Origin of the sequence: Wenjunlia tyrosinilytica, assembly GCF_014646055.1 — a bacterium.
Lineage (GTDB): Bacteria > Actinomycetota > Actinomycetes > Streptomycetales > Streptomycetaceae > Wenjunlia > Wenjunlia tyrosinilytica.
Genome location: NZ_BMMS01000020.1, coordinates 20,416 through 32,761 on the forward strand (window position 1 = coordinate 20,416; position 12,346 = coordinate 32,761).

Annotated in this window: 9 protein-coding genes and 1 pseudogene; 7 read left to right on the plus strand and 3 right to left on the minus strand. The window is 70.0% G+C overall.

The window, feature by feature from the left end; all coding sequences use genetic code 11:
- Positions 1–20: 20 nt before the first annotated feature.
- A complete protein-coding gene (locus IEY86_RS22230; RefSeq protein ID WP_189133569.1) occupies positions 21–845 on the minus strand; it encodes a sugar phosphate isomerase/epimerase family protein in 825 nt (274 codons plus the stop codon).
- Complete coding sequence (locus IEY86_RS22235; RefSeq protein WP_189133570.1) at positions 842–2,005, minus strand: dihydrodipicolinate synthase family protein; 1,164 nt, start codon at positions 2,003–2,005, stop codon at positions 842–844. Before IEY86_RS22235 ends, IEY86_RS22230 begins: the two co-directional genes overlap by 4 nt.
- Before the next feature lie 1,033 nt (positions 2,006–3,038).
- On the opposite strand from IEY86_RS22235, the gene IEY86_RS22240 reads away from it, so the two are divergent.
- The 6 genes and pseudogenes from IEY86_RS22240 (at position 3,039) to IEY86_RS22265 (ending at position 9,653) form a co-directional block, all read left to right on the plus strand.
- Positions 3,039–3,482, plus strand: a complete 444-nt coding sequence (locus IEY86_RS22240) for a ricin-type beta-trefoil lectin domain protein (RefSeq protein ID WP_189133571.1) — start codon at positions 3,039–3,041, stop codon at positions 3,480–3,482.
- A 186-nt stretch (positions 3,483–3,668) separates the two neighbouring features.
- Positions 3,669–4,196 (plus strand): annotated as a pseudogene (locus tag IEY86_RS22245) (transposase); the annotation flags it as partial.
- Between the two features lie 606 nt (positions 4,197–4,802).
- A complete protein-coding gene (locus IEY86_RS22250; RefSeq protein WP_373287076.1) occupies positions 4,803–5,750 on the plus strand; it encodes a D-alanyl-D-alanine carboxypeptidase family protein in 948 nt (315 codons plus the stop codon).
- A gap of 767 nt (positions 5,751–6,517) precedes the next feature.
- Positions 6,518–7,582 (plus strand): tartrate dehydrogenase, encoded by a 1,065-nt coding sequence (locus IEY86_RS22255; RefSeq protein WP_229698663.1) that lies wholly within the window; start codon positions 6,518–6,520, stop codon positions 7,580–7,582.
- Positions 7,579–8,511, plus strand: coding sequence for an alpha/beta fold hydrolase (locus tag IEY86_RS22260; protein WP_229698664.1), 933 nt, complete (start codon positions 7,579–7,581; stop codon positions 8,509–8,511). The genes IEY86_RS22255 and IEY86_RS22260 overlap by 4 nt, the downstream gene beginning before the upstream one ends.
- On the plus strand, positions 8,508–9,653 hold the full coding sequence (locus IEY86_RS22265) for a M20/M25/M40 family metallo-hydrolase (RefSeq protein ID WP_189133575.1): 1,146 nt from the start codon (positions 8,508–8,510) through the stop codon (positions 9,651–9,653). Before IEY86_RS22260 ends, IEY86_RS22265 begins: the two co-directional genes overlap by 4 nt.
- Before the next feature lie 33 nt (positions 9,654–9,686).
- Here IEY86_RS22265 and IEY86_RS22270 read toward each other — a convergent pair whose 3' ends face one another.
- Positions 9,687–10,433, minus strand: a complete 747-nt coding sequence (locus tag IEY86_RS22270) for a TetR/AcrR family transcriptional regulator (protein ID WP_189133576.1) — start codon at positions 10,431–10,433, stop codon at positions 9,687–9,689.
- Between the two features lie 192 nt (positions 10,434–10,625).
- On the opposite strand from IEY86_RS22270, the gene IEY86_RS22275 reads away from it, so the two are divergent.
- The gene (locus tag IEY86_RS22275; protein ID WP_189133577.1) at positions 10,626–12,344 is read left to right on the plus strand and encodes a peptide ABC transporter substrate-binding protein; all 1,719 of its coding nucleotides are present in this window, start codon (positions 10,626–10,628) and stop codon (positions 12,342–12,344) included.
- Positions 12,345–12,346 lie beyond the last annotated feature (2 nt).

Sequence of the window (12,346 nt, forward strand, 5' to 3'; positions counted from 1 at the left end):
GGGGCGCCGATGCCCGTGGATCAGGCGACATGGGCAAGGTACCGGCGGCACGCTTCGGCGAGGACCTCGTGGCCGGCACGCTGCCACAACCGCGCGTTGAAGATCTCCACTTCTGTGAGCCCGCTGTAGCCGCTGCGCTCCACTTCGCGTCGCAGTGCCCCGAGGTCGATGACACCATCGCCCATCATCCCGCGACCGGTCAGCACGCCGGCGGGCAGCGGCGTCACCCAGTCGCAGACCTGGAATCCGGCGATCCGCCCGTCGAGCAGCGCGAGTTCATCGACGAGCTCGGGGTCCCACCAGACGTGGTAGGCGTCGACGAGCACCCCCACCTGCTCGGGGGGGAACCGCTCGGCGAGCCGCCGGGCCTGGCGCAGCGTGGAGACCACGCTACGGTCCGAGCAGTACATCGGGTGCATCGGCTCGATGGCGAGAACCACACCGTGGTCACCCGCGAACGGCGCCAGCTCCGCGATGGCGTCGGCGACCATGCCGCGCGCCCCCGCGAGGTCCCGGCTGCCCGACGGCAGCCCTCCGCAGACCAGGACCAGGGTCCGGGCACCCAGCAGGGCCGCCTCCTCGACCGCCCGCCGGTTGTCGTCGATACGTTCCTGGCGGGTGGCGGCGTCCGCGGCCGTGAAGAAGCCGCCCCGGCACAGGCTCGTCACCTCCAGCCCCGCCGAGCGCACAAGGTGTGCGACGCGGTCGATCCCCGCCTCCCGCACGGGTTCGCGCCACAGCCCCACGCCACCGAGCCCGCCGCGCCCGGCGGCGTCGATGAGTTCGGGAAGCGGCCAGTGCTTGGCCGTCTGGGAATTGAAGGAGAGGCGGCTCAGATCGCTCATACGGGGCCCCCGTTGATCTGGAGGAATGTGCGCATACGGGAAGTGGCCAGATCGGGGTCGCGCAGCACCCCGGCGCGATCGGCCAGCCGGAACAGCTCCGCCAGGTGGGTCAGCGACCGTGCGCTCTGTGCTCCGCCCACCATGGTGAAGTGGTCTTGTCGCCCGTTCAGCCAGGCCAGGAAGACCACGCCGGTCTTGTAATGGCGGGTGGGTGACGCGAACAGGTGCCGACCGAGGGGGACGGTCGGCTCCATGGCGGCCCGGTAGCCGTCCAGGTCGTTCTCGTCGAGCGCCTGAAGCGCTTGGGAGGCCGCCGGCGCGATGGCCGCGAAGACACCCAGCAGGGCGTCGCTGTGGCCCTGGTCGTCACCCTGGATGAGTTCACAGTAGTGGAAGTCATCGCCGGTGTAGAGGCGGACACCGTGCGGAAGGCGTCCCCGGAGCGAGCGCTCACGGTCGGCGTCGAGGAGCGAGAGCTTGATGCCGTCCACACGGGCCGCATGGGTGCGCAGCAGCGTGAGCACGGTGTCGGTCGCCGCGTCGAGATCCTCCGATCCCCAGTAGCCGCGCAGTTGGGGATCGAACATCTCGCCGAGCCAGTGGAGGACCACGGGTCCGGACGCCTGGGCCAGGACCTTGTCGTAGACGGCCAGGTAGTCCTCGGGCGTGCGAGCCGCCGTGGCGAGGGCCCGGCTGGCCATGATCACCGGTGTGGCGCCCGCATCCTCCGTGACGGAGAGTTGCTCGAGGTACGCGGCCGTGACGTCGGTGAGCCTCGGCTCCGCGACGGCCAGCTGGTCGGTGTTGACACCGGACACGATACGGCCGCCGACGGCACGGGCCTCGGCCGCGGAACGGCGTATCAACTCTGCCGCGGTGGGCCAGTCCAGGCCCATGCCGCGCTGGGCGGTGTCCATGGCCTCGGCGACGCCGAAACCCCATCGCCACAGCTCGTGCCGGAACGCCAGGGTCCGTTCCCAGTCGAGTGCCGCTGGGGCACCCGGGGCGTTCCCACCGTACGGGTCGGCGACCACGTGGGCCGCGGCGTACGCGACGCGGCTGCGCAGAGCGGCGCGCGGAGGGGTGAATTCCTTGGGGGTGCCGAGTGTGTAGGGCGCGGTCCGCCCCGCGGAGACCGGGAGTTGGAGGGTATGGGTCACAGATGGCTCCTGGGAGTCAGTGCGCGGTCGAGGGAGGGGAGGCGAAGGCGGGGGTGCGCCTCTCCCGGAAGGCGGGGGTGCGCCTCTCCCGGAAGGCGCGGGTGCCTTCGGCCCCTTCGGGGCTCCGAAGGTTTCGCCGGACGGAAGAGGTCGCGAGCCTCCCGGGCGGTGGTGAGCCGGAAGAACTCGCCGATGTCGTCGCCGGCGCGGAACGCGCTGGGTGAGCCACGCAGGACGAACGCCCGCACCACGGGAATCCGCGCCCGCGTCCCACAGCCGACTGGCCGGAGCGGTCCGGCCCACGGCGTCCATGGCATGCAGCTTTTCCGACCACCCGAAGGCGAGGGTGCGCGACCGGCCCCTCCGTACGTAGGCCCATCGGCTCCTCCTGGTGGTTCCCGGACAGCAGACCGTTGACACCCACTCTCTCTGAAAGCGGTTTCTAGCATGCCTCTGGACAGCCCCGCAAGAAGCCCGTCAGTGCGACCCAGGGAGGCGCCACACGCAGACGTAACCGTACTATTACGGATGAATACCGGCAGGCGGCGCCACATGTCGAGGCTTTTCGGAGGCGGGATAACGTTTTCACATCCGTGCACCAAGCTTCTTCCACCGACCTGATCGAGCCCGCCCCGTTCGGCGTCATCTCGCGCACTCCCGCCGCATTCGTTGGGCAAGTTCACGAACCGAGTCTGCGACGAACGGGCCCTGTTCAAAAGTCACCGAAGAACTGGAATGCACAGGTGGAAGGCGGGTGCCACGCGCTGCCCAGGAGGTGGGGGACCCGGCACCGCCCCGGAGGCGGCGCCCCGGCCTTTGACATGGCTTCGGCGTCACCCGCACGGTTCAGGGCGGTCACCCGCTCGGCCCCGGAAGGTGCGGGCTCCGAGACGGGAAGGCGCTGTAGTCCTGAAGAGTGACGCACGGCGTGTCCTGGCCTGCCTGGTGCGTCGGCCGGAGGTTGTATGGGTCCGCCCAGTAGACCGGTGGTACCCCGCTCGGGTGCCGCGCCTCGGAAATGGAGTCGGCGGCCTTGGCACCTGTACCGAACGGCCTGTACACGATCGCCCGTCCTGGCGAGCAGCTTCTCACCCTGGAAGGCGGGTCGGCAGAGCCCAAGACACCAGCGCTGCTGCTCCCACCCACCGGCAGCCCGGGTGAACAGGAGTGGTCGCTGGAGGGACTCACCAACGGCAACTGCACGATCCGCAACCTCAAGAGCGGTACCTACCTGGGCTTCGACGGCGATCCCGAGGTGAACAAGCCGGTCGGCGGATTCACCGAGCCCTGCGAATGGGCGCTCTACCAGAGCTCGCAGCCTCGTACCTTCCACCTCGTCGTCCCCGGAGGCCCCGTCGACGGCGAGGAACTGGCCGTAGACCTCAGCCTGTTGCGGATCTTCCCGCCCCGCATCGCCCTGAGGCCGCTCGACGTCGCCAATGCCCGCCAGGCGTGGATGTTCCAGTTCGTGGAGTAGCAGTCCGGAGCTCGGCGCCCCGGGAAAGCCGACGTCGGCCGGGCGGCACCGCCCGGCCCCGCGGCAACGACTGCCGGGCGCCGGCCTCCTACTACCGACGCAAGGCCGGTGTTTCCCTGGCCACCGCGGTGGCGGCACCCGCCCTTCGAGTCCGACGTCCCGGTGCGGACCGCCGCGCTTCACGCCCGGATGCATCTGGCCTGTGACGGTCTGGGCCGCCCGCTCGCTCTGGTGCTCACGGGCGGCAACACCACCGACTGCGCCCAGTTCACCGCTGTGATGGAGGGGATACGGGCACCCCGCCTCGGGCCGGGACGGCCGCGGGTGCGGCCCGCTCACGTCATCGGCGACAAGGGCTTCAGCTCCAAGGCCATCCGCACCTGGCTGAGGCACCGGAACATCCCGCACACCGTCCCGGAGCGGGCCGACCAGGGCCGCAACCGTCTCCGGCGCGGCAGCCGGGGCGGCCGCCCGCCAGCCTTCGACCGCGAGGTCCACAAGCAGCGCAACGTCGTGGAACGCAGCGTGCTGAAGGTCGAGTACGTCCACCGGCCTGTCTTCCGCACCCGCACCGAGGCCCGCATCAAGATCGCCACGCGGAGGGTGAGTGCTTCTGCGTTCCGGGCGAGGCCGGTGAGGTGGACGGTGCCGGGCTGGGCGGTGGAGGCGGCGGTGGTGTCGGCGGTTGCCAGGGCTGCGGCCAGGTGCGGTTGAGCGGTGGCGGTGTGCAGTCGGCGGGCGATGTGCGCGGTGGCGGCTTGTGGTGTCGTCGGGCGGTGGAGGCCCGGGTCGGTGGCGGTGGGGGCGGTGCAGCGGCAGCGGGGTTCGCTCCAGCCGAACCTGCTCAAGGCAGCCAGGGCGGGCACGGTGACCGCCCGGCCCGGGCTGGGTGGGTGGGCGGGCGGCCTTTTTCTGGTCGCCGGTGATGACCTGTCGGCGGGCAGGAGCGCGGTGGCTTGAGCGAGGCGGTGGTCCACCCCGGCAAGGGCCCGCTGCAGGAGCGGGGGCACGGTGGTGCGGTGGCACACCGGGTTCAGGCGTATCCCGGTGCGCTCGCGCCGAGTCGGCTCATCGTGACGTTGATCCATTGAACCTCCTGCGGGGGAGATCCGTACCTTGGGGGTGGGACGCGTGGGGATCATGCGACAGGAGTGGTAATTCCCCCCGTTCCGGAGTGTCCGAGCCAGCGCGTAGGACGAACACCGTACTTGCGGCTCTGCCGTGGGCGTTGCCCCTGGCCGACCGCCCACCAGCCAGCCCCTTCGCCCACTGGAGGTCAGTGAGTTGAGCCACCGACGTGTCACCAAGAAGACCGGCGCCATCGCCGCGGCCGCAGCGGCCGCGGTCGCCGCCGCGGCGATCATCCTGCCCGCTGCCAGCGCGAGTCCGGATACGACTTCGACAGCGAGACCGGCCGCGTCCGGCCCCGCTTTGAAGGCGAAGGCCACCGCTGCCCTGTCCAACAAGATCAGTGCCCAGGGCGCCTTCCTCGTCGACGGCGCCGGGGGAAAGCCGCTGTGGAGCAAAGCCGCGGACACCCAGCGTTCCGTGGCCAGCACAACGAAGATCATGACAGCTGTCGTGGTGCTGGAGACTTCCGGTGTGGATCTCAACCGCCAGGTCAACGTCAAACAGGAGTACCGCGACCATGTCACCGAGAACGGGGCCAGCACGGCGGATCTGAGGACCGGCGACACGCTCACTGTGCGTCAGCTTCTGCACGCCCTGCTGCTGCCGTCGGGCTGCGATGCCGCGGCCGCGCTCGCCGATTCGTTCGGCACCGGCGACACCATCGGCGCTCGTACAAAGTCGTTCATCGACGCGATGAACGCCAAGGCTGCTTCGCTGGGCCTGACGAAGACCACCTACGACTCCTTCGACGGCCTCTCCCCCGGGTCCCTTTCCACGCCGCGCGACCTGGCCACGCTCGCCCGGCACGCCATGGCGGACGCCACCTTCCGCGACATCGTCAAGCAGGTGAGCACCAAACAGGAGGCCACCAACGGCCGCACCTACACCTGGTTCAACACCAACCAGCTTCTCGGCTCGTATCCTGGAGCCATCGGCATCAAGACCGGCACCAGTACCCCCGCAGGTCCCTGCCTGGTCTTCGCCGCCACGCGTGAGGGCCGCACTGTCATCGGAGTTGTGCTCAACGACCCCAACCGCTTCGTCTCCGCGGCCACCCTGCTGGACTCGGCCTTCAAGTCCGACACCGCGGTCACGATGAGGCTGCGTCAGCTGCCGCCGGGGGCCCAGAGCGACTGACCGCCTATGACTGCACCGGGCTCTTCCTCGGCAGCCAGGGTCGGCTCACCCGCGCGATCAGCCACCTCCGACGCGCCCTCACCTGCCGGGTGCGGGTGCGCTGGCCTCCGGGCAGACACAGCCGTCCCGCCAGGGAGATCACGGCGGTGAACTCCGCGGCATGGATCTCGTCTGTTCATACCGAATTCGCCAGTGCAGCGCTCTGAGCTGCTACTTCTCGTGAACTGAGTCGCGTGCCGCGGCTATTGGCCATGTTGCTCGCGTAGGTGCGGGGTGTACCCCGCTCCTTCATAGTCGGCAGTCCGGACAACCCCGTCTGCTCCGATGAGAGCCGCGAGCCACGGACCGCCCCTCACCACCACGATCCGCATTCCTCGAAGGCCCCGTTGCCCACATCTTGGGCAACGGGGCCTTCGCCATGCCTGCACACCCCACGAGATCCGCCATGACCCGCGCTCCCCCTGCGAGGCAGTACGGGATGGGACGGCAGTGGTGCCACGTCCGGTTGCCCCACCAGTGCGGCTCGTCGAACGGGGCACGACGGGCCCAGGACCCATTCACCCTGTCTCGCCCTGGTCTGTCCTCCTGTGCCGCCGACGCAGGCGGACGGGCCTGCCGGCTACCGCGCCTCCTCGCATTCCGCCCAGAGCCCGGCGGCCACACCGATACGCCTGCGGATGACAGCCTCCAGTGCATCCGGCAGTCTAGTGAACTCAGTTGTCAATGCCATAGACTATCCCTCTGAATCCTTGAGGGAAGGAGTCCATGTGCGCACCTATCGGATCGCGGCCGTCCCAGGGGACGGCATCGGGCAGGAGACGGTGCCCGCCGCCGTGCGCGTACTCGATGCCCTTGCCGGGCTGCACGGCTTCCGGCTGGAGTGGACGATGCACCCGTGGGGGTGCGCGTACCTCGCGCGGACCGGGACGATGATGCCCGCCGACGGGCTCGAGAGCCTCGCCGGGGCCGACGCGATTCTCCTCGGAGCCGTCGGCGCGCCCGGAGTTCCCGACCACGAGTCACTGTGGGGCCTACTCATACCCATCCGGCGCCATTTCGACCAGTTCGTCTCGTTGCGTCCCGTGCGCTCGCTGGCCGGTGTCGAAGGACCGCTGCGCGACGGGCGACCGTTCGACCTCGTGGTGGTGCGGGAGAACACCGAAGGGGAGTACAGCGAGATCGGCGGGCGACTCTACCGCGGACGACCGCAGGAGATGGCTGTGCAGGAGGCCGTGTTCACACGCCTCGGGGTCGAGCGGGTGGCCCGCTACGCGTTCGAGCTGGCCGCCAAGCGTTCCGGCCGTGTGGCGTCGGCGACGAAATCGAACGGGATCGTCCACACCATGCCGTTCTGGGACGAGATCCTGTCCGAGGTGGCCGCCGACTACCCCGATGTCGAGCTGACGCCCTATCACGTCGACGCCCTCGCCGCGCACCTGGTCCTCGATCCGGCCCGGTTCGACGTGATCGTCGCCTCCAACCTCTTCGGCGACATCCTCAGCGACCTGACCGCCGCCCTCGCCGGCAGCATCGGGATCGCCCCATGCGGCAACATCGACCCCTCCCGGCAGCACCCCTCGATGTTCGAGCCCATCCACGGCTCGGCACCGGACATCGCCGGTACGGGCACGGCGAACCCGATCGGCCAGATCTGGTCCTCCTCCCTGATGCTCGACCACCTCGGCGAGCGGGAAGCCGCCGCCCGGCTCACCGCCGCGATCGGCGAGGTCGTGCGTTCCGGCTCGCTCACCCCCGACCTGGGCGGGAGCCTGTCCACGGCCCAGGTCTGCGACGCCCTGATCAGCGCCCTGACCAAGGACACCGCGTTGTGAACGCGCTGCTTCCGGACTTCACGGACGCGACCCGCCGGTGCGGTGGCGTACGCATCCACGCCCAGGTCTCGGGTGACGGTCCGCCCGTGCTGCTCCTGCACGGGTATCCCCAGACCCTCGCCATGTGGCACCGCGTCGCGCCCGAGCTGGCCAGGGACCACACGGTCGTGCTCGCCGACCTGCGCGGCTACGGCGACAGCGGCAAGCCGGACGACGACCCCTCCCACGAGCAGTACGCCAAGCGCACCATGGCCGCCGACCAGGCCGCCCTCATGCGGTCGCTCGGATTCGACCGATTCGCCGTCGCCGGGCACGACAGGGGCGGGCGGGTCGCCCACCGCATGGCCCTTGACGTCCCCGAGCACGTACGGGCCGTCGCCGTGCTGGACATCGTGCCGACGCTGCACATGTTGGGGAACGTCGACCGGGCCATGGCCTCGGCCTACTTCCACTGGTTCTTCCTCTCCCTCGACTCCGGCCTGCCCGAACAGCTGATCCTCGCCGACCCTCGCGCGTGGCTGCGCAGCCGGTTCGAGGGGCGCCACGCCGGCGGGCTCCCCACCGACCCGCGTGCCATGGCCGAGTACGAGCGCTGCTTCACCGACGCGGCCGCGGTGCGCGCGTCATGTGCCGACTACCGGGCGGCCGCCGGTATCGACCTGGAGCACGACGCGTACGACCGCGACCTCGGGCGCGTGGTCGAGGCGCCGCTCCTGGCGATATGGGGCACGCACAGCTTCGTCGGCCGCCATTTCGACGTGGCCGCGGTGTGGAAGGCGTATGCGCGGCACGTCACCGCGGTCGCCGTGCCCGCGGACCACTACCTGGCGGAGGAGGCGCCGGGGGAAGTGGCACGCGCGCTGGCCTCGTTCTTCCGCAATCGCGACCAGGATCCCGTTCGGCACCTCGACGCGGAGGGCACGCGGTGAGCCGCGCAGGCGGCTTCGACCTCGGGCGGGCCGTGGAGCGCCTGCGGCACCTGGTCGGCATCGAGTCGCCCTCCGGTCACGCGTGCGGTCTCGGCGGCTGCTACGAGCTGCTGACGGAGTGGTCCCGGGACCTGCTCGGCCCGCCGCAGTGTGTCGTCGAGGGCGGCGTACCCCATCTGTACTGGGAGGAGGCACCCGCGGCACGCGGCGTGCCCGGCGTCCTGCTGCTCGGCCACGCCGACACGGTGTGGCCTCTCGGGACGCTGGAGGGCTGGCCGTTCACGACCGAGGGTGAACGGGTCTCGGGGCCGGGCGTGTTCGACATGAAGTCGGGCCTCGTGCTTGCCCTGGAGGCGCTGGCCCTCGCAGGCGACACCCGCCATGTCCGGATGCTCGTCACCGGAGACGAGGAGTGCGGCTCGCTGACCTCGCGCGGCCTGGTGGAGGAGGCGGCACGTGGCTGCGCTGCCGTCCTGGTCCTGGAGCCGAGCATGGACGGCGCGGTGAAGACGGCCCGCAAGGGCGGGGCCATCTACCGCCTGGACATCCGCGGCCACGCGGCCCATGCCGGTCTGGAGCCGGAAAAGGGGGTGAACGCGCTGGTCGAGCTTGCCCACCAGGTGCTGGCCATCACCGCGCTCGCCGACGCGGATCTCGGCACTTCGGTCACGCCGACCGTCGGCCGAGCCGGTACCACCACCAACACCGTCCCCGCGGACGCGCACATCAACGTGGACGTCCGTGCCTGGCACCGCGACGAGTTGGAACGGGTGGATGCGAATCTACGAGTGCTCACCTCGCGGGTGCCCGGGGCCGCCGTGGAACTGTCCGGAGGGATCAACCGACTGCCACTGGAGCGTTCCATGTCGGCCGGGCTGCTCGCGGTCGCCAGGCAGCTGGCCGAGGCCGGCGGCCTTGGGGAGGTCGGCGAGGCGGCGGTCGGCGGGGCGTCGGACGGGAACTTCACGGCGGCCCTGGGCATCCCGACCCTGGACGGGCTGGGGCCGCGCGGCGCGGGTGCGCACGCGCGGCACGAATGGGCGGACACGGGCTCGTTCGAGGAACGGGCACTGCTGGTCGCCGGGCTGGTCAGGTCGCTCGGCCCGCAGGGTGCGAACGGCACGGACGAGCAGGCCCGGTGAGCGGCGAGGACGGGACGGGGCGCCGACGCCCGGTCAGGTGCCCTGTCCCCCTTCCCCGTCGGCCTTCCGCGCGCGGACCTCGATCGCGTCGAGGAACAGTTCGATCGCCGTGTCGAAGACCCTCGGATCGCCGATGTCGGTGAGCTGGTCGCTCATCGACGCGATCCGCGGGTACTCCTCCGGCGCGAGCCGGCGGTACTCCAGGTGCCAGGCCAGCGCGTCGCGTTCCCGCGTCTCGGCCTCAAGCGCATGGAGCCCGGCCTCCATGCTCGACAGCGACCGGATGACATTGCCGAAGACGCGCAGGAATATCGCAGCGTCGTGCGGCGGGAGCCCGGCGCGCAGGAACGCGTCCAGGGCGAACTCGACGTTGGTGAACTCGGTTGGACGGCGGGTCGTGCGTGCCGCCATCTGGAGTGCGAACTGCGGGTAGCGCAGGTAGTGCTCGTGGATGTGGTACGCGAGGGAGCGCAGGTCGTCGCGCCAGGAGTCCGTGGCTTCCAGCTGCCCGCCGTAGGAGCGCGAGCGCAGGTTGTCGATCAGTTCCAGGACCAGCTCGTCCTTGTCGCGGAAGTGCCGGTAGATGGAAGTCGGATGGGCCGTCAGCTCCTTGCCGAGCGCCTGGAAGGTGAGGCCGTCGAGGCCGTCACGGGCGGCGATCGTCTCGGCCGCGTCCAGGATGACCTGCCTGCTGAGGCTGTCCCTTGCCCGGCGCGTGCGCCCCGGCCGGTCTTGCTTGGACGCGGTGCGGGACTTCCGGTCCCGGCTCGGGGTGCTCATGGGTGTCCTTCCTGGACGCCGTGCGGACGGTCGCGCGAGGGCTGGCCCGACCCTGCCCGAACAGCGGCCCCAACGCAAGTCAACGACATTGACAATTGGATTGTCGAGACATATTGCTAATGGTCTTCGCACTCCTTACGATGAGGCCGCATCGCGCCCCGCCGGGCCGCCGGGAATGGAAGGTCCTACGTGATGAGCAAGCCATGGAACGAGCGCACGGGAGCGTCCCGCAGATCCGGGCGGCAGTCGGCCGCAGTCGCCTGCGCGGTCCTCGCGGTCCTCGCGGCAGGATGCACGGCCGGCGGCGGGACCGCCGGCAACGGGGGCAGCCCGGCCCCGGACGCGCCGGTCAGGCAGGGCGGCAGCCTCGTCATCGGAGCCGAGCAGGAGCCGGACTGCACGGACTGGATCGCCACCTGCGCGGGCTCCATCTGGGGCACCTACATCATGCAGACGCCCACGATTCCCAAGGTGTTCGATGTCCGGCGCAAAGGTCGCGACTGGACCCCGGTCGCCTCCGAACTGATGGCGTCCGAGCCGACCGTCACCGTCAACGGGAAGCATCAGAAGATCACGTACCGGATGTCACCCGACGCCCGCTGGTCGGACGGCACCCCCATCACGTCGGCCGACCTGAAGTACACCGCGCTGCAACTGCGCGACGGCAAAGACATCTTCGACAAGACCGGCTACGACCGGATCACCTCCGTCGCGACACCCGACGACAAGACGGCGGTCGTGACCCTGAAGTCGCCGTTCGCGGGCTGGAAGACCCTGTTCAGCTCCGGCTACGGGGTACTGCCGAAGCACATCCTGGACGGCAAGGACCGGCACGCGCTGATGAAGGACGGCTACACCTTCAGCGGCGGCCCCTGGAAGATCCAGTCGTGGAAGAAGGGGACGTCCGTCACCCTGGTCCCCAACAAGCGCTACTGGGGCAAGCAACCCAAACTGGACAAGGTGACCTTCCAGTTCACCTCCGACACCGCGTCCGCGTTCCAGGCGTTCAAGAGCGGCCAGCTCGACGCCCTCTACCCCACACCGCAGCTCGATGTGATAGAGCAGATCAAGAGCGGCCTCGGCACCGCCCGCTCCCGGGTCGATGCCCAGACCGGCAACCTTGAGGCGCTGTGGATGAACAACGCCAAGTTCCCGTTCGACTCGGCGCCCGTCCGGAAGGCGGTCGCCCACGCGATCGACCGCGCCGCGATCATCAAGAAGCTCTACGGCCCGCTCGGTGTCGACCAGCCCGCGCAGAGCTTCCTGTCGCCGATCGTCTCCGGCTACGCCGGGTCCGACTTCTCCGCCTACACCCGTGACCTCGATCGGGTCGCCGAGTTGATGACCGGGGCGGGCTGGGCGAAGGGAGAAGGCGGGCTCTGGGCCAAGGACGGCCGCAAGGCGCGGTTCACGATCGTCTCCCTGGCAGGCAACAAGCGCCGCGAGCTCACCGAGCAGATACTCCAGACCCAGCTGAAGGAGGCCGGGTTCGAGATGAGGATCAAGAACACAAGCCCGGCCACGCTCTTCGGCAAGCAGGCCCCCGCCGGCGACTTCGAGCTGGGCCTGTGGACGCTCGTCGACCAATTCCCGGACCCGGCGCTGAGCAACACCTTCAGCTCCACCTCGATCCCGAGCGCGGCGAACGGCCAGTCCGGTATCAACTTCATCCGTGCCCGAGTCGACGGCCTCGACACACCGCTCGAGCGCGTGGACACCGAACTCGGCGAGGCCGCGCGAAAGGACGCCTCCCGCCAGGCCGAGAAGATCATCGCCGACAACGTGCCCTCGCTCCCCCTCGGCGCCGTTCCCAACGTTCTGCTGTGGAGCCGGCGCGTCGGCGGCCCCATCAGCATCAACCCCGCAGAGGGGCCCTGGTGGAACCTCCACGAGTGGGGCCTGGCCAAGTGACC